This window comes from Nocardioides sp. AX2bis, from assembly GCF_902506435.1.
Lineage (GTDB): Bacteria > Actinomycetota > Actinomycetes > Propionibacteriales > Nocardioidaceae > Nocardioides.
Map to the genome: position 1 here is coordinate 2,358,097 of NZ_LR733215.1, position 18,948 is coordinate 2,377,044.

Sequence of the window (18,948 nt, forward strand, 5' to 3'; positions counted from 1 at the left end):
GGGTGGGCGTGTCCCGAGGTTCGCGCGCCTTGCAAGGCACGCGAACCCGGGGATTCCCCGCCCGAGCGGGGATTCCTGGGGCGGGCGGGGCCGGTGGGGCGTACGGACCCCACGCCGGCGGTCAGGCGTCGGGGTCGACCGGGGGCTCGGCGCCGGCGCGGTCGTCGCGGTCGGCCCACTCCAGCAGCGGGGACAGGTCGAAGACCTCGTCGTCGATCCGATCGTGCAGGTCGCCGAGGGCGGCGAAGCGGGCCGGGACGGTGAAGATGGTGAAGTCGTGCGGGTCGCAGTCGTCGACCTCGTCCCAGCGGACCGGGGTGGAGACCCGGGCGTCGGGGAAGCCGCGCACGGAGTAGGCCGCGGCGATCGTGTGGTCACGGGCGTTCTGGTTGTAGTCGACGAACAGCTTGGTCGGGTCACGGTCCTTGCGCCACCAGGTGGTGGTGACGTCGTCGGGGGTGCGTCGCTCGACCTCCCGGGCGAAGGCCAGCGCCGCGCGGCGTACGCCCTTGTGGTCGTGGTCGGGGCGCACCCGGACGTAGACGTGCAGGCCGGAGCCGCCGCTGGTCTTGGGGAACCCGACCGCGCCGAGCTCGTCGAGCACCTCGTGGACCACGCCCGCGACCCGCTGGACCTGGGCGAAGTCGGACTCCGGGCCGGGGTCGAGGTCGATGCGCCACTCGTCGGGGCGCTCGGGGTCCTCGCGACGGCTGTTCCACGGGTGGAACTCGACGGTCGACATCTGCACCGCCCAGATCACGCTGGCCAGCTCGGTCACGCACAGCTCGTCGGCGGTGCGGTCCCACCGCGGGAAGTGCAGCCGCACCGTCTCGACCCACTCCGGCGCCCCCCGCGGCAGCCGCTTCTGGTGGACCTTCTCCCCCGCCAGCCCGGTCGGGAAGCGGTGCAGCATGCACGGCCGTTCCCACAGCGCGTTGACGATGCCGGGCCCGACCGCGAGGTAGTAGTCGACCAGGTCGCGCTTGGTGGCCCCGCTCTCGGGGAAGTAGACGCGGTCGGGGTTGGAGACGCGCACCACGCGGTCGTCGACCTCGATCTCGACCGCCGGGGACGTCGACGCCATCGCTCAGACCTTCCGCAGCAGGGCCAGGAACATCGCGTCGGTGCCGTGGCGGTGCGGCCACAGCTGGGCCGTGCCGGGCAGCCGTCCGGCCGCGTCCGGCATCCCCGCCGGCAGCAGCGGCAGGAGGTCCTCGACGACCACGTCGGGACGCTGCGAGACCGCGGCGACGACCTCGTCGGTCTCGGTCAGCACCGGCGAGCAGGTCGCGTAGACCGCCACCCCGCCGGGACGGAGCAGGTCGAGCGCTGAGCCCAGCAGGCGTCGCTGCAGCAGCACCAGCGGCAGCACGTCGTCGGGCCGGCGCCGCCACCGGGACTCCGGGCGACGCCGCAGCGCGCCCAGGCCGGTGCACGGCGCGTCGACCAGGACCCGGTCGACCGAGCCGGGCATCAGCGGGGGCCGGGTGCCGTCGGCGGCGAGGACGGCGTACGACGCCCCGGCCGCCCGGGTCGGGGCCAGGGACCGCGCGACCAGCCGGGCGCGGTGCTCCTGGCGCTCGACGGCCACCACCCGGGCCTCGCGCCCGGCGGCGAGCGAGGTGAGCAGCGCGGCCTTGCCGCCGGGACCGGCACAGAGGTCGACCCAGGTGCGGTCACGGCCCTCGACCGGCGCCGCCGCGAGGACGTGCGCGACCAGCTGCGAGCCCTCGTCCTGCACCCCGGCGCGTCCCTCGGCCACCGCGGGGACCGCGGACGGCGCGCCCGAGGTCAGCACGACCCCGTAGGGCGACCAGGGCGTCGGATCGCCCGGCAGCTCCTCGCGCGTAGCCAGGCCCGGCCGCGCGACCAGGGTGACCCGCGGCGCGACGTTGTCGGCACGCAGCAGGTCGTGCAGCTCCTCGTCGCCGAGCGCACGGCGCAGCTCGTCGACGATCCACCGGGGGTGGCTGAAGGCGATCTCCTCGTACCGGCTCGAGCGCGGCGTGGCCGGCGGCGCCAGCGTCGCGACCCACCCGTCGAGGTCGTGCGCGGTCACGCCGTGCAGCACGGCGTTGGCGAAGCTGGCCGCGCCCGAGCTGGCCCGGTCGCGGACCAGGTCGACGGTGGTGCTGATCGCCGCGTGCGGCGGCACCCGCATCGACAACAGCTGGTGGGTGCCCAGGCGGAGCGCGTCGAGCACCTTGTCCTCGACCTTGCGCAGCGGTCGCTGCACGCAGGCGGCCAGCACGGCGTCGTAGGTGCCCCGCAGCCGCAGCGTGCCGGAGGCCAGCTCGGTGGCGAAGGCGGCGTCGCGGCCCTCCAGCCCGAGGCGGCCGAGGACCGCGGGGAGCACCAGGTTGGCGTAGGCGTTGTCGACGCGCACCGCCTTGAGCACCTCGAAGGCGGCCAGCCTCGCCGGGTCGACGCGCGACGCTGCGGTGGTCCGGGCAGGCGGGCGGGCCGACGGCGCGCCGGTACGGGCCGCGCCGGGTCGCCGGGGTCCGGTACGGCGCGGCTCAGCCACGCGCGTCCCCACCCGCGCCGGAGGAGGTCCCACCCGGCGCCCCGCCGAGACGGGCCCCGGGCCCCGGACGGGCGCCGCGCGCCCAGTCGGCCGCGGCCATCCAGCCCTTGCCGACCGGCTTGACCCGACCCAGGCGGAGCGTCCCGCGAGCGGTCCCGACGTGGACGTCACGGCGGCCCACGACGAGCTCGCCGGGGGCCGGGGGGCCGCCCTGCAGGGCGGCGCCCTGGATCTCGACCTCGCGCTCGAGCTCGACCGGCTCCAGCTTCAGGCGCTCGCCGTCCCACGTGGTCCAGGCGCCGGGCGCGGGGGTGCAGGCGCGGATGAGGCGGTCGATGCCGACGGCCGGGTCGGTCCAGTCGACCTCGGCGTGGGCGACCTCGATCTTCGGGGCCACGGTGACCCCCTCGACCGGCTGCTCGCGGGCGTCGATGCTGCCGTCCTCGAGCCCGTCGAGCGTGGCGACCATCAGACCGGACCCACCCTCGGCGAGCCGGGCCAGCAGGTCGCCGGCGGTGTCGCGGGGGCGGACCCGCTCGGTCATCACGCCGAAGGTCGGCCCGGCGTCGAGCGCCTTGACGATCCGGAACGTGGTCGCCCCGGTGACCTCGTCGCCGGCCAGCAGCGCGTGCTGCACCGGGGCGGCGCCGCGCCAGGCGGGCAGGCAGGAGAAGTGCAGGTTGACCCAGCCGTGCCGGGGGATCCCGAGCACCGACTCCGGCAGCAGGGCGCCGTAGGCCACGACCGGGCAGCAGTCCGGCTCCAGCGCGGCGAGCTCCTCGGCGAAGCCGGGGTCGCGGGGGTGGGCCGGCTTCAGGACGGGCAGCCCGAGCTCCTCGGCGACACGCCCCAGCGGGCTGGCCACGAGGCGGCGGCCGCGGCCGGCCGGGGCGTCGGGGCGGGTGACGACGCCGACGACGTCGTGCGAGGAGGCCATCAGGGCCTCGAGCGTGGGCAGGGCGACCTCGGGGGTGCCGGCCAGGACGACGCGCACGGCCTAGAACCCGAGCCCGCGGGTGGCGTGGGGCGAGACCTTGACGCGGGGCTGCTCGGCGCCGAACCAGTCCGACTCGCGGATCTCGCGCATCGCGGTCTTGCGGGCCGCGGGGTCCAGCCGGTCCAGGAAGAGGACCCCGTCGAGGTGGTCGGTCTCGTGCTGGACCGCCCGGGCCAGCGTGTCCGAGCCGACCACGCGCACCGGCTCGCCGTGCTGGTCGAAGCCGGTGGCCACGACCGAGAGCGCCCGGCGGCAGTCGATGACCAGCCCGGGGATCGACAGGCAGCCCTCCGAGCCGTCCTGGGTCTCCTCGGACAGCTCCAGCTCGGGGTTGACCAGGTGGCCCACCTCGCCGTCGACGTGCCAGGTGAAGACGCGCAGGCCGACCCCGATCTGCGGCGCCGCCAGCCCCGCCCCGGGGGCCTCGAGCATGGTCTCCGTCAGGTCCGCCACGAGGGTGCGCAGCTCCTTGTCGAAGTCGGTGACCGGCGTGGCGGCGCGCCGCAGCACCGGGTCACCGAAGAGGCGGATGGGCTGGATGGCCATCGGGAGCGGGGTCTCCTGGGGTACGGGGGGCCGGCCGGGGCCGGAGCGGTGCGGATCGACCGCGCCGCCCATCCTAGGAGGACGGACCCGGCACACCCGCGCCCCGCGGCGCCCTCACAGGGTCGGGGGGTCGACCTGGACGCGGACGGGGTCCAGCTTGCGCGCCGACCGCACCCGCTGCAGCTCGCCCAGGGCGCGTGACAGCGCCGTGCCCTCGCCGCGCGGCACGCGCACCACGACGCGCTCGCGTCCGTCGGCGACCGGGGCGGGGCCGAGCACCTCCGCGGAGGCCGGCGGTGCCAGCAGCGTCAGCGCGTCGTCCAGGGCGCCGGGCTCGGCGGTGAGGCTGGCCAGGCGCGAGGACGGCGGCAGGTGGGCCTCGCGCCGCTGGTCGACCTCGCGCTCGGCGTGGCCGGGCTGGTCCCACCGCACCAGGGCCTGCACCGCCGGGTGCGCGGGGTCGGCCACCACGACGGCGCGGGCACCCGGACGGGTCAGGCCCACGGCGTTGCTCCACCGGCGCAGCGCCTCCTCCTCCGCGCGCAGGTCGACGCGGTCGAGGAGCAGCCAGGCGTCCAGGAGCAGCACCGCGGTGTAGCCGCCGTCGGCGACCGGCTCGGCGCCCGGCGTGGCCACCACGACCTGGGGTGAGGCGTCGACGCGGGCGAGGACCCGGTCGCCGGCCGAGGTCCGCACCCGTGCCCGGGGGAAGGCGCGGCCCAGCTCCTCGGCCGTGCGGACGTCACCCACGACCGGGGCCCGCAGGCCGTGCCCCCCGCACTCCGGGCAGGTCCACGCCGGTGCCGGGGTCGCGCACCAGCGGCAGACCGGCGGCTCGAGCGGCCCCCCCAGCGCGAGCGGGCCGGTGCACCGCGGGCAGCGGCACGGCGTACGGCAGCGGTCGCAGGCCAGCGCGGCGGCGTAGCCCCGGCGGGGCGTCTGCACCAGGACGGGACCGTGCTCGAGACCTGCCCGCAGGACGGCGTGGGCCGCGGCGGGCACCCTGGCTCCCCGACCGTGGGGGTCGCGCTCCCGGGCCAGGTCGGTGGCGCCGGCCACCTCGACCCGCACCCGGTCCCGCACGGTGGCCCGGGTGGCGCGCAGCGGGCGCGCCCAGCCGGTGCGGAGCAGGTAGGCCGCCTCGGCCGTGGCGCCGAAGCCGCCGACCAGCGCGGCGGTGCCCTCCCGGGCGGCGCGCAGCAGCAGCACCTCGCGGGCGTGGGGGTAGGGCGCGCGCGGCTCGGCCAGCAGGTCGTCACCGTCGTCCCACACCGCCACGAGCCCGAGGTCGTGCACCGGCGCCAGGGCCGCGGCACGGGTGCCGACCACGACCCGGCGGACCCCGCGGGAGACGGCCAGGAAGTCGCGGTAGCGCGCGGCCGGGCCGGCCTCGGCGGTCAGGGCGACGTGGTGGCCGGGGCCGAGCACGTCGTCCAGCGCGGCCGAGACCCGGGCGACGTCGCGCCCGTCGGGCACGCAGAGCAGCGACCCGCGACCGCCGGCCAACGTGGCCGCCGCTGCGTGGGCCAGGGACCGCGGCCAGTCGGTGCCGGGAGCCGGGTGCCAGGCGGCGCGGGGGGCGCCGCCCTCGTGGAGGTGACGCAGGAACGCCTCGCCCGTGTCGTGGTCGGCCCAGGCCGCGGCGGCCGCCTCGGCGTCCCACCGGGCCGGGTCGGGAGCGGGGGCGGTGGGCTGCTTCTCGGCCGCCGCGTGGCGCGGCGGGACCGCGAGGCGGAGCACGTCGGCGCGGGTGCCGGCGTACCGCTCGGCGACCTCGGCGGCGAGGCCGGCCACGACCGGCGAGAGCACCGGCTCCGCGCCGACGACGCGACGCAGCGGGGTGAGCGCCCCGCCGTGGGCGGTGGTCGTCGTCCTCTCCAGGACGTAGCCGTCGGCCTCGTGCCCGGCGAAGCGGACCTTGACCCGCACGCCCGGACGGGCGGCCTCGGCCATCGAGGCCGGGACGGAGTAGTCGAAGTCGCGGTCGAGGTGGGCCAGCGGGGCGTCGACGAGGACGCGCGCCACGGGGTCGACCTCGGCGGTGGCCGCGGCCGCGGCCTTGCGGGCCCGGGTCTCGCGGGCCCGGGCCTGGGAGACGCGGACCTGCTGGCGCACCAGGCCGGGCAGCAGCTCGGGGTCGGGACCGGTGTCGCCGGTCCCCCCGCGCGTGCTCCCGCTGCTGGCTGCCATGGCCCGGTGTCTACCAGCCCGCGGCGACAGGCCGCGGGCCGGCAGACGGGCCCGTGGAGGGCCCGGGGGTGAGCAGGATCAGGCGCCGACGGCCGCGCGCAGGGCGTCGGCGCGGTCGGTGCGCTCCCAGGTGAAGTCCTCGTGCTCGCGGCCGAAGTGGCCGTACGCCGCGGTGCGGGCGTAGATCGGGCGCAGCAGGTCGAGGTCCTGCACGATCGCGGCCGGGCGGAGGTCGAAGACCTCGAGCACGGCGGCCTGGATCTGCTCGTCGGGCACGGTGCCGGTCCCGAAGGTCTCGATGAAGACCCCGACCGGCTGCGCCTTGCCGATGGCGTAGGCGACCTGGGCCTCGCAGCGACGGGCCAGGCCCGCGGCGACGACGTTCTTGGCCACCCAGCGCATGGCGTAGGCCGCCGAGCGGTCGACCTTCGAGGGGTCCTTGCCGGAGAACGCGCCACCACCGTGGCGGGCCATGCCGCCGTAGGTGTCGACGATGATCTTGCGACCGGTCAGGCCGGCGTCGCCCATCGGGCCGCCGACCACGAAGCGCCCGGTCGGGTTCACCAGCAGGCGGTAGTCGGCCGAGGGGATGTCGAACTGCGCGAGCACGTGGTCGATGACGTGCTTCTTGATCTCGGGCTCGAGGGTGTCGAGCTCGACCTCCTCGGCGTGCTGGGTCGACAGCACCACCGTGTCGACGCGGACCGGGCGGTTGTCGACGTCGTACTCGATGGTGACCTGGGTCTTGCCGTCCGGCCGCAGGTAGGGCAGCGTCCCGTCCTTGCGCACGGCCGAGAGCCGCTCGGAAAGGGTCTGCGCGATCTTGATCGGCAGCGGCATCAGCTCGGCGGTGTCGTCGCAGGCGTAGCCGAACATCAGGCCCTGGTCGCCGGCGCCCTGCTTGTCCATGGCGTCCACGGAACCCGTACGCGACTCGTGGCCGGTGTCGACGCCCTGGGCGATGTCGCCGGACTGGCCGCCGATCGCGACCATGACGCCGCAGCTCTCGCCGTCGAAGCCCTTGTCGGAGTGGTCGTAGCCGATCTCGAGGATCCGGTCGCGCACGACCTGCTTGATGTCGACGTAGCCGGTGGTGGTCACCTCGCCGGCGACCACGACCAGACCGGTGGTCAGCAGGGTCTCGACCGCGACCCGGCTGTGCGGGTCCTGGGCGAGCATGGCGTCGAGGATCGAGTCGCTGATCTGGTCGGCGATCTTGTCGGGGTGACCCTCGGTGACCGACTCCGAGGTGAAGAGACGTCCAGGCACTGTTGCTCCGTTCGGGCGGGTTCAGGGGCGCGCCCGGGGTGCCCCCGGGACGGGGGAAGGCTAGACCCGCCGCACGGGCGATCCCGAATCGCGGGACGCCCGTCCCGGTGGGTGGTCAGCCGGGCGCGGGTGCGGGCGCGCTGATCAGCCGGGCGGGCCGGGGAGCCGGAGCGCGACCTGGTCCCACACCACGTGGGCCAGCGCCGACTTCGGGCCGCGGGGCACGTCGACCTCGGTGCCATCGGCGGCGAGCACGACCGCCTGGTTGTCGGCCTGGCCGAAGACCGCTCCCCCGCTGACCTCGTTGACCACGAGCAGGTCGCAGCCCTTGCGGGCGAGCTTGGCCCGGGCCAGGTCGAGCACCCCGGTGGCGTCGTCGCCGGTCTCGGCCGCGAACCCGACCAGCACCTCGCCGGTGCGGCGGGTCTCGACCAGCTCGCGCAGCACGTCGGGGTTCTGGGTCAGCTCCAGCACCGGCGCGGAGCCGTCGGCGGCCTTCTTGATCTTGTGCTGCTGCTCCCCGACGGGGCGGAAGTCCGCGGGGGCGGCGGCCATCACGACGGCGTCGGCGCCGTCGCGGGCCGCTAGCACGGCCGCGCGCAGCTCGGCGGTCGTCTCGACGTGGACCACCGACACCCCGGCGGGGTCGGGCAGGGCGGTGTTGGCGGCGACCAGGCGGACCCGGGCGCCGCGGGCCGCGGCGGCGCGGGCCAGGGCGTAGCCCTGCAGGCCCGAGGAGCGGTTGCCCAGGAACCGGACCGGGTCGATCCGCTCGCGGGTGCCGCCGGCGGACACCACGACGGTACGCCCGGCGAGGTCCGGGGCGACGGCCCCGCGGGCCAGGACCTCGAGCGCGACGGCGGCGATCTCGGCCGGGTCGGGCAGCCGTCCCTTGCCGGTGTCGGCGCCGGTCAGACGGCCCTCGGCCGGCTCGACGACGACCACGCCGCGCGAGCGCAGCGTCGCCACGTTGGCGCGGGTGGCGGGGTGCTCCCACATCTCGGTGTGCATCGCCGGGGCGAGCACCACCGGGCACCGCGCGGTGAGCAGGGTGTTGGTGAGCAGGTCGTCGGCCAGCCCGTGCGCGGCGCGGGCGAGCAGGTCGGCGGTGGCCGGGGCCACGACGACGAGGTCGGCCTGCTGGCCCAGGCGCACGTGGGGCACCTCGTGCACGCCCGTCCACACGTCGGAGGCGACGGGGCGACCGGACAGCGCCGCCCAGGTGGGCACACCGACGAACTCCAGCGCCGCCGCGGTCGGCACGACGGTGACGTCGTGGCCCGACTCGGTCAGGCGGCGCAGCAGCTCGCAGGCCTTGTAGGCCGCGATCCCGCCGGCCACGCCGAGGACCACCCGGGGGGCCGTCGACCCCGACGGGGCCGACGGCGCGGCGCTGGTCAGGATCAGCCGTTCTGCGCGGTGGCCGCGGCGTCGGCCTGCGCCTGGGCGGCGGCGGCCTCCTCGGCGGCGAGCTCGGCGGGGTCGACCGCCTCGCAGGTGAGCAGGTCGCCGTCGATCTCGCGGAGCGCGATCGAGAGCGGCTTCTCCTGCACGTGGGTCTCGACGAGCGGGCCGACGTACTCGAGCAGGCCCTCGCCGAGCTGGGAGTAGTAGGCGTTGATCTGGCGGGCGCGCTTGGCGCTGTAGAGCACCAGCTGGTACTTGCTGTCGGTCTTGGTCAGCAGGTCGTCGATGGGCGGGTTGGTGACACCCTCGGCGCCGATGTTGGGGCTGGACACGCGTTGGCCTCGCTTGGGTCGGGGGCGGTGGGGCGGGGCCCGGGGGCGGATCCGGACGGGATCCGGCCGGGCGCGCCGCTCAGGCGGGGGTGGACCCGCTCATCAAGGCTACCAACTCGTCCGCCGCAGCGTGAATCTCGCGGTTGACGACGGTGACGTCGAACTCCGACTCGGCGGCCAGCTCGTCGCGGGCGGTGGCCAGCCGGCGCTCGCGCTCGGCCTCGGTCTCGGTCCCCCGGCCGACCAGGCGGCGGACCAGCTCCTCCCACGACGGCGGCTTCAGGAAGACGAACAGCGCCTCGGCCATGGTGCGGCGCACCTGGCGCGCGCCCTGCAGGTCGATCTCCAGCAGCGCCGGGCGACCACCGGCCAGGGCCTCCTCGACCGGGCCGCGCGGGGTGCCGTACCGGTGCGTGCCGTGGACGACGGCCCACTCCAGCAGGTCGCCGCGCGCGACCATGGCGTCGAACTCCTCGGGCGACACGAACCAGTAGTGCTCGCCGTGCCGCTCGCCGGGACGCGGGGGCCGCGTCGTGGCCGAGATCGAGATCCAGACCTCGGGGTGCCGCTCGCGCACGGCGGCGGCCACGGTGCCCTTGCCGACCGCGGTCGGCCCGGCCAGCACGACCAGCCGGTTCCGGGAGCCCGAGGGGACCCGGTCACTCACCCGCGGCGAACTCGCGCTGCAGCGCGGCGACCTGCTTGGTGCCCAGGCCGCGGACCCGGCGGGACTCGGCGATGCCGAGGCGCTCCATGGTTTGGCGGGCGCGGACCTTGCCGAGGCCGGGCATGGACTGCAGGAGGTCGACGACCTTCATCTTGCCGATCACCTCGTTGCTCTGTCCCTGGGCGAGCACGTCGGAGATGGAGGCCCCCGAGTTCTTCAGGCGGTTCTTGACCTCGGCGCGCTCCCGGCGGGAGGCCGCCGCCTTCGCGAGGGCGGCTTGACGCTGTTCGGGCGTGAGCGGGGGCAGAGCCACTGCAGATCCTTTTCGTCGGTCCGGCGGTGGGGACGCACCACCGTCCGGTGCAATCTAGTCAGACCCGACCCGGTCGGCAATCGGACCCCCGGCCCTGGGGGCCGCGACCTCCCCCGAGACCCCTCAGATCGTCAGCGAGGTGCCGCAGACGTCGCGCGCCTGCTGCTGGACGGCCTCGAGGGCGCGGACCATCTCCGGGGTGGCCAGCTGGCGGGCCGCGGACTCGACGGCGGTCCGCTCGTCCTCGGCGAGGTCGCCGGCCTGCTCCTCGGCGTCGTACGTCGCGGGGTCGACGCCGGCGCGGGCCAGCGCGTCGTCGAGGGCGGTGAGGCGGTCGACGACGACGTCCCAGTCGTCGCGCAGGTCCGTGGGCGAGGCCTGCCGCAGCTCCTCGAAGGCCGGCAGCGCCTCCAGGAGCGCGGTCGGACCGCCCTCCGAGGTCACCTCGCTCAGCGGCTCGCGCTGGTCCTCCACCTCCGCGCAGTAGTCCTCGACGGGGTCGCCGGAGCAGGCGGTGAGCAGCCCCGGGCCGAGCAGGAGCGCGGCCAGCAGCGTCGGCACCGCCCCGGCCCGCCGGCGCGTCCTCACGCGTCGGCCCCGTCGGCCAGCGCGTCGGCCAGTTCCTCGTTGCCGCGGCGGACCGCGTCGCGCAGCGCGACGGGGTCGGGACCGTGCCGCAGCAGGTCGCGCGAGGTCGAGGCCAGCACGGCGTGGGCCGAGGCGCCGAAGATCCGCCGCAGGTCCGCCGGCGTGCCGCCCTGGGCGCCGTAGCCGGGGGCGAGGACCGGGCCGTTGAAGGCGAGGTCCTCCGTGGTCTCGCCGATCGTGGCGCCCACCACGGCCCCGAAGGAGCCGAGCGGCTGCGCGCCGGCGTTCAGCGCGCGCAGGTGGTCGAGCACGACCCCGGCGACGCTGCGCCCGTCGGGGGCACCGGGCTCGGGGCCGACGGCCCGGGCGTGCTGGACCTCGGGGCCCTCCTTGTTGGAGGTCAGCGCGAGCACGAACACCCCCGCGCAGTGGCGCCGCGCGCTCTCGACCATCGGGTCGAGGGAGCCGAACCCGAGGTACGGGCTGGCGGTGATCGCGTCCGCGGCGAGCGGCGAGGCCGGGTCGAGGTAGGCGTCGGCGTAGGCCTGGGAGGTCGACCCGATGTCGCCGCGCTTGACGTCGAGCAGGACCAGGGCGCCGGCCTCGCGGGCGGTCGCGACCACACGCTCGAGGACGGCGACGCCGCGGCTGCCGAAGCGCTCGTAGAACGCCGACTGCGGCTTGACCACCGACGCCTCGCCGGCCACGGCCTCGACCGCGGTCATCGCGAAGCGCTCCAGGCCGCCGACGTCGTCGGGCAGGCCCCACTCGGCCAGCAGGCCGGCGTGCGGGTCGATGCCGGCGCAGAGCTGGCCGCGGTCGGCCAGCGCGGCGTGCAGCCGGGCGCCGAACGACGCGGGGGCACCGGCCGGGCCGCCGGTCTCGGGACGGGTCATCGGGTCTCCTCGCGCAGCACGGCGGCCAGGCGGGCAGCCGTGGTGGGGTCGTGCAGCAGGGCCGTGCCGACGCCGACGGCGCGGGCACCGGCGGCCAGGAACGCCCGGACGTCCGTGGGCGTCGCGACACCCCCGACGCCGACGACGTCGACGTGGGGCAGCGCGTCGACGACGCGCCGCACGCAGGCCAGGGCGACCGGGCGTACGGCGGGCCCTCCGAGGCCCCCCGGGCGGCCGTCGGGCAGCATCGCGGGCAGGCCGTCACCGACGACCACGGCCCCCGCCCCGGCGTCGACGCAGGCCCGGGCGACGGCCACGACCCGGTCGGGGTCGTTGCGCACCTTGGCCCAGACCGGCAGGCCGCGAGGCAGCTCGCGGGCGACCGTGCCGACCATGCCGGCGGCCTCGTGCGGCTCGAGCGCGGCGAAGAGGTCCTCGTCCGCCGCGTCCTCGGCGCGGCCGCCGGGCGGGGCGAGCGCGAGCTCCACGGCGCTCACGCCCGGGGCACGGCCGAGCCGGCGGGCCAGCGCGGCGGCGTCGGCGGCCGAGGTGACCGCGACGGAGACGACCACGCGGACGTCCTGGGCGACCAGGCCGGGCAGCTCGGTGGCCAGGAAGTGGTCGAGGCCCGGGTTGGGCAGCCCGGTGGCGTGGACCAGCCCCGACGGGCTCTCCACCACGCGTCCCGCGGGCGCCCCGGCCCGCGGGTCGGAGGTGACGGTGCGGGTGGTGAAGGCGCCGAGGTCGGCCAGGGGCGCGTACGCCGCCAGCTCGCGACCGGTGCCGCCGCAGCCGGCCGCGACGAGCACCGGCGACCGGAGCCGCAGCCCGGCCACCTGCGCCTCGCCCCCGCCGCTCACAGGTCGGCCCACCGGACGCGGTCGCCGCGCAGGACCGGGCCGTCGACGCAGGCGCGGGCCGAGCGCGGGGACCCGGCCTCCCCCACGACCGGGACCTGGCAGCCGAAGCACAGCCCGGTGGCGCAGGGCGAGGGGACCTCGAGGGCGACCTGGCTCCAGGCGCCGTGGTCCTCCGCGGCCGCGGCGACGGCGTGCAGCAACGGGGTGGGGCCGGCGGCGTAGACGACCTCGGCGCCGCTGGAGGCCAGCACCTCGGGCAGCGCGTCGGCGGTGCGTCCGGCGCGGCCGACCGACCCGTCGCCGGTCACCACGGTGACGGCGCGCGCGGAGCGCCGGGCCTCGAGGGCCGACATCAGGTGCGCCTCGTCGCGGGCGCCGAGCAGCAGGGTCACCGCGCAGCCGCGCTCGCGCAGGCGCAGGGCGAGGGGGAAGATCGGCGCGGCGGCGTACTCCTCGGCCACCAGCAGGCACGCGACCGGCTCCTGCGGGAGCGCGAACGGCCGCCCGAGGGGGCCGGTGAGCTCGAGCGGGGTGCCGACCGGCGCCTCGGCGAGCCACCGTGACCCGGCGCCGCGCGGCTCGACGACCAGGCCGAGCGCGAGCCCGCGGCCGCCGACCGGCTTGACCTCGTGGATCCAGAAGCTGCGCCGCGCGAGCCGGCTGCGCGAGACTGGGGGCCCGATCGAGACGGCCACCGCGGTGCCGGGGCGGAAGCGCTCGCCGATGCCGGGGGCCAGGACGCTGAGGTGGACCAGTCCGCCGCTGGCCCGCGAGGCGAGCACCTCGCCGCCCACGTGGACCGGTCGCCGGTCGGTGCTGCTCACGCCCCCAAGCCTCGCACGACACGGCGCACCCAGCCGGGACCCTCGTACACGAACGCGGTGTAGGCCTGCAGCAGGTCGGCGCCCGCGGCCAGCCGCGCGCGGGCGTCGTCGACCGTCGTGATCCCGCCGACCCCGACCAGGACCGGCCCGGGACCCAGGCGTCCGCGCAGCAGGCGGGTGACCTCCAGGGCACGCGCGGCCACCGGGGGCCCGGAGAGGCCGCCGGCGCCGGCGGCCTCGACGGTCGCGGCGGCGGTGCGCAGGCCGGTACGCCCGGTGGTGGTGTTCGTGGCCACGACCCCGTCCACGCCGTCGTCGCCGCGCACCAGGTCGGCCACGGCGAGGACGTCCTCGTCGGCGAGGTCGGGGGCGATCTTGACCAGCAGCGGCACCCGGCCCAGCCCGGCGGCGTCGCGGACCTCGTCGGCGCTGCGCCGCACCTGCGCCAGCAGCGGCTCGAGCCGCTCGACGGCCTGGAGCGTCCGCAGGCCCGGGGTGTTGGGCGAGGACACGTTGACCACCAGGTAGTCGGCGTGCGGCGCGAGCAGCCGGGTGCTGGCGTCGTGGTCGGCCGCGACGGCCGCCACGTCGTCCTCCGGCACGACCTTGGACTTGCCCAGGTTGACCCCCAGTACGGGCGAGCCGGGGCCCGGGCGGCGGAGGGCCAGGCGGGCCGCGACGGCCGCGGCGCCGGCGTTGTTGAAGCCCATCCGGTTGACGACGGCGCGGTCCTCGGTGAGCCGGAACAGCCGCGGGCGCGGGTTGCCGGGCTGCGGCAGCGCGGTCACCGTCCCGACCTCGACGAACGAGAAGCCCAGCGCGCCGAGCGCCTCGACCCCGCGGGCGTCCTTGTCGAACCCCGCGGCCAGCCCGAGCGGGTGGGCGAAGCGGAGCCCCATCGCCTCCACCGGCCCGACGCCGGCCGGCACCCGCACGGGTCGCCGGCGCAGCACCGGTCCCCCGGCGCGGACGGCGGCGAAGCCGAGGTGGTGCGCCCGCTCGGGGTCGACGCGGGTCAGGGCGCGGTCGAAGAGCAGGCGGTAGGTCACCGGGTCGCCCGGTCCCTGGCCCAGTCCTGCAGGCTGCGCACCCCGATGTCGCCGCGCCGCATCGCCTCGATGCCCTGGACCGCCGCGCCGAGGCCCTGCACGGTGGTGATGCAGGGGACGTTGGCCATCACCGCCGCGGTGCGGATCTCGTACCCGTCGAGGCGGGCCTGCCCGCCGGTGCCGGCGCCGTACGGCGTGTTGACGATCAGCTGGATCTCGCCGTCGCGGATCAGGTCGACCGTGGTCTTCTCGCCGTCCGGTCCGACGCCCTCGAAGTGCTTGCGCACCACCCGGGTCGCCACGCCGTTGCGGCGCAGCACCTCGGCGGTGCCCTGGGTGGCGAGGATCTCGAAGCCGAGGTCGGCCAGCACCTTGACCGGGAAGATCATCGAGCGCTTGTCGCGGTTGGCCATCGAGACGAAGACGCTGCCCGAGGTCGGCAGCGGCCCGAAGGCCGCGGTCTGCGACTTGGCGAAGGCCGTGCCGAAGTCGGCGTCGAGGCCCATCACCTCGCCGGTCGACTTCATCTCGGGGCCGAGCACGGTGTCGACCTGGGCGCCGTCGGGGGTCCGGAACCGGTTGAAGGGCATCACCGCCTCCTTCACCGCGATCGGCTGGTCCGGCGGCAGGCTGCCGCCGTCGCCGGTGGCCGGCAGCACCCCGGCGGCACGGAGGTCCGCGACGGACTCCCCGAGCATCACCCGGGCCGCGGCCTTGGCCAGCGGGGTCGCGGTCGCCTTGGACACGAACGGGACCGTACGGCTGGCGCGCGGGTTGGCCTCGAGCACGTAGAGGATGTCGGAGCCCAGCGCGAACTGGATGTTGAGCAGCCCGAGCACCCCCACCCCGCGGGCGATCGCCTCGGTGGCCTCGCGGATCCGGGCCACCTCGCGCTCCCCGAGCGTGATCGGCGGGAGCGCGCAGGAGGAGTCGCCGGAGTGGATGCCGGCCTCCTCGATGTGCTCCATCACGCCGCCGAGGAAGAGCTCCTCGCCGTCGAAGATCGCGTCGACGTCGATCTCGACCGCGTCGTCGAGGAAGCGGTCGACCAGGACCGGGGCCTCCCGGCTGATCATGCCCTCGGCGACGTACCGCTCGAGGTAGGTCTGCAGGGAGGCGTCGTCGTAGACGATCTCCATCCCGCGCCCGCCCAGGACGTAGGACGGCCGTACCAGGACGGGGTAGCCGATCTCGTGCGCGATCCGCTGCGCCTCCGGGTACGAGGTCGCGGTGCCGTGCTTGGGCGCGGTCAGGCCGGCCTCGGCGAGCACGCGGCCGAAGGCGCCGCGCTCCTCGGCGAGGTCGATGGCGTCCGGCGACGTGCCGACGATCGGCACGCCGGCCGCGGCCAGGCCCTGCGCCAGGCCCAGCGGCGTCTGCCCGCCGAGCTGGCAGATGACGCCGGCGACCGGTCCGGCGACCATCTCGGCGTGCACGACCTCCAGCACGTCCTCGAGCGTGAGCGGCTCGAAGTAGAGCCGGTCGGAGGTGTCGTAGTCGGTGGAGACGGTCTCGGGGTTGCAGTTGACCATCACGGTCTCGTAGCCGACCTCGGACAGCGCCAGGGACGCGTGCACGCAGGAGTAGTCGAACTCGATGCCCTGCCCGATCCGGTTGGGCCCGGAGCCCAGGATGATCACCGCCGGCCGCTCGCGCGGGCCGACCTCGCTCTCCTCGTCGTAGGAGGAGTAGTGGTACGGCGTGGCCGCGGCGAACTCGGCCGCGCAGGTGTCCACGGTCTTGAACACCGGGCGGATGCCGAGCGCGTGGCGCACGCCGCGGACCACGTCGGGGGTCATCCCGCGGATCTTGCCGATCTGGACGTCGGAGAAGCCGTGCCGCTTGGCGTGGCGCAGCAGTGCGGGGGTCAGCTCGGGGGCGGCGGTGACCTCGGCGGCCACCTCGTTGATCAGCGCCAGCTGGTCGACGAACCAGGGGTCGATGCCGGTGGCGTCGTGGACCTCCTCGACGGTCGCCCCGGCGCGCAGGGCGTCCATGACCACCTTCAGGCGGCCGTCGTGCGGGACGCCGGCGCGGGCCAGCAGGGCGGCCTTGTCGAGCTCGACCCACTCCTGATGCCAGTCGAAGACGGCGTCCTTGGACTCCAGGCTGCGCAGCGCCTTCTGCAGCGCCTCGGTGAAGCTGCGCCCGATCGCCATCGCCTCCCCCACCGACTTCATGTGGGTGGTCAGCACGGGGTCGGCGCCGGGGAACTTCTCGAAGGCGAACCGCGGCACCTTGACGACCACGTAGTCGAGCGTGGGCTCGAAGCTGGCCGGGGTCTCGGCGGTGATGTCGTTGGTGATCTCGTCGAGGGTGTAGCCGATCGCGACCTTCGCCGCGATCTTGGCGATCGGGAACCCGGTCGCCTTGGAGGCCAGCGCGCTGGAGCGGGAGACGCGCGGGTTCATCTCGATCACGACCAGGCGGCCGTCGGCGGGGTTGACGGCGTACTGGATGTTGCAGCCGCCGGTGTCGACGCCGACCGAGCGGATGATGCCGATCGCGAGGTCGCGCATCTTCTGGTACTCGCGGTCGGTCAGCGTCATCGCCGGGGCGACCGTGATCGAGTCGCCGGTGTGCACGCCCATCGGGTCGACGTTCTCGATCGAGCAGACGATCACCACGTTGTCGGCGGTGTCGCGCATGACCTCGAGCTCGTACTCCTTCCAGCCCAGGATCGACTCCTCCAGCAGCACCTCGGTGGTGGGGCTGAGGGCCAGGCCGGTGCCGGCGATGCGGCGCAGGTCGGTCTCGTCGTGGGCCATGCCCGACCCGGCGCCACCCATGGTGAAGCTGGGGCGCACCACGACCGGCCAGCCGAGGTCCTCGACCGCGGCCAGGCAGTCCTCCATCGAGTGGCAGATCGCGCTGCGCGCGGACTCGCCGCCCAGGTCGTCGACGATCTTCTTGAAGACGCTGCGGTTCTCACCGCGGTCGATCGCCTCGATCGAGGCGCCGATCAGCTCCACGCCGTACTTCTCGAGCACGCCGGCGGCGTCGAGGGCCATCGCGGCGTTCAGCGCGGTCTGCCCGCCGAGGGTGGCCAGCAGCGCGTCGGGGCGCTCCTTGGCGATCACCTTCTCGACGTACTCCGCGGTGATCGGCTCGACGTAGGTCGCGTCGGCGAACTCGGGGTCGGTCATGATCGTGGCCGGGTTGGAGTTCACCAGGACCACGCGCAGGCCCTCCTCCTTGAGCACCCGGCAGGCCTGGGTCCCGGAGTAGTCGAACTCGCAGGCCTGCCCGATCACGATCGGCCCGGAGCCGATCACCATCACGCTGGCGATGTCGGTGCGCTTGGGCATCAGGCGTCCTTCCGCTCGGACATCAGGTCGCAGAACCGGTCGAACAGGTACGCCGCGTCGTGCGGACCGGCGGCCGCCTCCGGGTGGTACTGCACCGAGAACGCCCGCAGGTCGCCCTCGGGCGAGCGCAGCTCGAGGCCCTCGACCACGTCGTCGTTGAGGCAGACGTGGCTCACGCGCGCCTGGCCGTACGGCGTGTCCACCGGGTCGGTGAGCGCGACGCCGTCGGGCCAGGCGACCGCGAAGCCGTGGTTGTGGGCGGTGACCTCGACCTTGCCGGTGGTGCGGTCCATCACCGGCTGGTTGATCCCGCGGTGGCCGTAGGTGAGCTTGAAGGTGCCCAGGCCCAGCGCCCGGCCGAAGAGCTGGTTGCCGAAGCAGATCCCGAAGTACGGCACCCCCTGCGCCAGCGCGGCCTGCAGCAGCGCCACCTGGTCGGTGGTGGCGGCCGGGTCGCCCGGGCCGTTGGAGAAGAACAGCCCGTCGGGGCCGCCGTCGCCGACGGCCAGGACGTCCTCGATGGTGGCGGTCGCCGGCAGCACGTGGGTCTCGATGCCGCGCTCGGCCATCCGGCGCGGCGTCATCGTCTTGATCCCGAGGTCGATCGCGGCGACGGTCGCCCGCTTCGCGCCCCAGGGGCCCGGCTCGGCCGGCACGACGTACGCCTCGCGCGTGGAGACCTCGGCGGCCAGCTCGGTGCCGGCCATCGACTCCTGCTCGCGCACGCGGGCCAGCAGCCGGGCCGGGTCGGTCTCCACCGTGGAGATGCCCACCCGCATCGCGCCGCGCTCGCGCAGGTGACGGGTCAGCGCGCGGGTGTCGACCCCGCTGATGCCGACCACGCCCTGCTCGCGCAGCGCGTCGTCGAGGGTCCCGGTGGCCCGCCAGCTCGACGAGCGGCGAGCGGGGTCGCGCACGACGTAGCCCGCGACCCAGATCCGGTGCGACTCGGCGTCCTCGTCGTTCACGCCGGTGTTGCCGACGTGCGGGGCGGTCATCACCACCACCTGGCGGTGGTAGGACGGGTCGGTCAGCGTCTCCTGGTAGCCGGTCATCCCGGTGTTGAAGACGGCCTCACCGAAGGTCTCCCCCTCGGCGCCGTAGGCGTCGCCGTGGAAGGTGCGCCCGTCCTCCAGGACCAGCATCGCCGCGCGGGGCGGGGTCCGGACGGGGGT

17 protein-coding genes are annotated in these 18,948 nt (G+C 75.8%); all 17 read right to left on the bottom strand.

Going from position 1 to position 18,948, the window contains the following annotated elements:
• Positions 1-121 precede the first annotated feature (121 nt).
• Positions 122-1,084, bottom strand: coding sequence for a non-homologous end-joining DNA ligase (gene ligD, locus GV155_RS11320; RefSeq protein ID WP_160007997.1), 963 nt, complete (start codon positions 1,082-1,084; stop codon positions 122-124).
• 3 nt (positions 1,085-1,087) lie between these two features.
• Complete coding sequence (locus GV155_RS11325; protein ID WP_201300147.1) at positions 1,088-2,527, bottom strand: RsmB/NOP family class I SAM-dependent RNA methyltransferase; 1,440 nt, start codon at positions 2,525-2,527, stop codon at positions 1,088-1,090.
• Entirely contained in the window at positions 2,520-3,521 is a 1,002-nt protein-coding gene (fmt, locus tag GV155_RS11330; RefSeq protein ID WP_160008001.1) for a methionyl-tRNA formyltransferase, read from the bottom strand. Before fmt ends, GV155_RS11325 begins: the two co-directional genes overlap by 8 nt.
• A gap of 3 nt (positions 3,522-3,524) precedes the next feature.
• Positions 3,525-4,070, bottom strand: coding sequence for a peptide deformylase (gene def, locus GV155_RS11335; protein ID WP_160008003.1), 546 nt, complete (start codon positions 4,068-4,070; stop codon positions 3,525-3,527).
• A 114-nt stretch (positions 4,071-4,184) separates the two neighbouring features.
• A complete protein-coding gene (locus tag GV155_RS11340) occupies positions 4,185-6,260 on the bottom strand; it encodes a primosome assembly protein PriA (RefSeq protein ID WP_160008005.1) in 2,076 nt (691 codons plus the stop codon).
• A 78-nt stretch (positions 6,261-6,338) separates the two neighbouring features.
• A complete protein-coding gene (metK, locus tag GV155_RS11345) occupies positions 6,339-7,529 on the bottom strand; it encodes a methionine adenosyltransferase (protein ID WP_160008007.1) in 1,191 nt (396 codons plus the stop codon).
• 144 nt (positions 7,530-7,673) lie between these two features.
• On the bottom strand, positions 7,674-8,882 hold the full coding sequence (gene coaBC, locus GV155_RS11350; protein WP_160008009.1) for a bifunctional phosphopantothenoylcysteine decarboxylase/phosphopantothenate--cysteine ligase CoaBC: 1,209 nt from the start codon (positions 8,880-8,882) through the stop codon (positions 7,674-7,676).
• Between the two features lie 50 nt (positions 8,883-8,932).
• The gene (gene rpoZ / locus GV155_RS11355) at positions 8,933-9,268 is read right to left on the bottom strand and encodes a DNA-directed RNA polymerase subunit omega (protein WP_160008011.1); all 336 of its coding nucleotides are present in this window, start codon (positions 9,266-9,268) and stop codon (positions 8,933-8,935) included.
• Positions 9,269-9,347: 79 nt separating this feature from the next.
• Positions 9,348-9,935, bottom strand: a complete 588-nt coding sequence (gmk, locus tag GV155_RS11360) for a guanylate kinase (RefSeq protein ID WP_160008013.1) — start codon at positions 9,933-9,935, stop codon at positions 9,348-9,350.
• On the bottom strand, positions 9,928-10,248 hold the full coding sequence (gene mihF, locus GV155_RS11365) for an integration host factor, actinobacterial type (protein ID WP_160008015.1): 321 nt from the start codon (positions 10,246-10,248) through the stop codon (positions 9,928-9,930). Before mihF ends, gmk begins: the two co-directional genes overlap by 8 nt.
• Before the next feature lie 123 nt (positions 10,249-10,371).
• A complete protein-coding gene (locus GV155_RS11370; RefSeq protein ID WP_160008017.1) occupies positions 10,372-10,836 on the bottom strand; it encodes a hypothetical protein in 465 nt (154 codons plus the stop codon).
• Positions 10,833-11,732: an orotidine-5'-phosphate decarboxylase gene (gene pyrF / locus GV155_RS11375; protein ID WP_160008019.1), complete on the bottom strand. Its 900-nt coding sequence runs from the start codon at positions 11,730-11,732 to the stop codon at positions 10,833-10,835. Before pyrF ends, GV155_RS11370 begins: the two co-directional genes overlap by 4 nt.
• Positions 11,729-12,592, bottom strand: coding sequence for a dihydroorotate dehydrogenase (locus GV155_RS11380; RefSeq protein WP_160008021.1), 864 nt, complete (start codon positions 12,590-12,592; stop codon positions 11,729-11,731). Before GV155_RS11380 ends, pyrF begins: the two co-directional genes overlap by 4 nt.
• Positions 12,589-13,416, bottom strand: coding sequence for an iron-sulfur cluster-binding protein (locus tag GV155_RS11385; RefSeq protein ID WP_160008023.1), 828 nt, complete (start codon positions 13,414-13,416; stop codon positions 12,589-12,591). Before GV155_RS11385 ends, GV155_RS11380 begins: the two co-directional genes overlap by 4 nt.
• The gene (locus tag GV155_RS11390) at positions 13,413-14,465 is read right to left on the bottom strand and encodes a quinone-dependent dihydroorotate dehydrogenase (protein ID WP_160008025.1); all 1,053 of its coding nucleotides are present in this window, start codon (positions 14,463-14,465) and stop codon (positions 13,413-13,415) included. Before GV155_RS11390 ends, GV155_RS11385 begins: the two co-directional genes overlap by 4 nt.
• Positions 14,462-17,773: a carbamoyl-phosphate synthase large subunit gene (gene carB / locus GV155_RS11395; protein WP_160008027.1), complete on the bottom strand. Its 3,312-nt coding sequence runs from the start codon at positions 17,771-17,773 to the stop codon at positions 14,462-14,464. Before carB ends, GV155_RS11390 begins: the two co-directional genes overlap by 4 nt.
• Positions 17,773-18,918 (bottom strand): glutamine-hydrolyzing carbamoyl-phosphate synthase small subunit, encoded by a 1,146-nt coding sequence (carA, locus tag GV155_RS11400; RefSeq protein ID WP_160011219.1) that lies wholly within the window; start codon positions 18,916-18,918, stop codon positions 17,773-17,775. Before carA ends, carB begins: the two co-directional genes overlap by 1 nt.
• Positions 18,919-18,948: the final 30 nt, after the last annotated feature.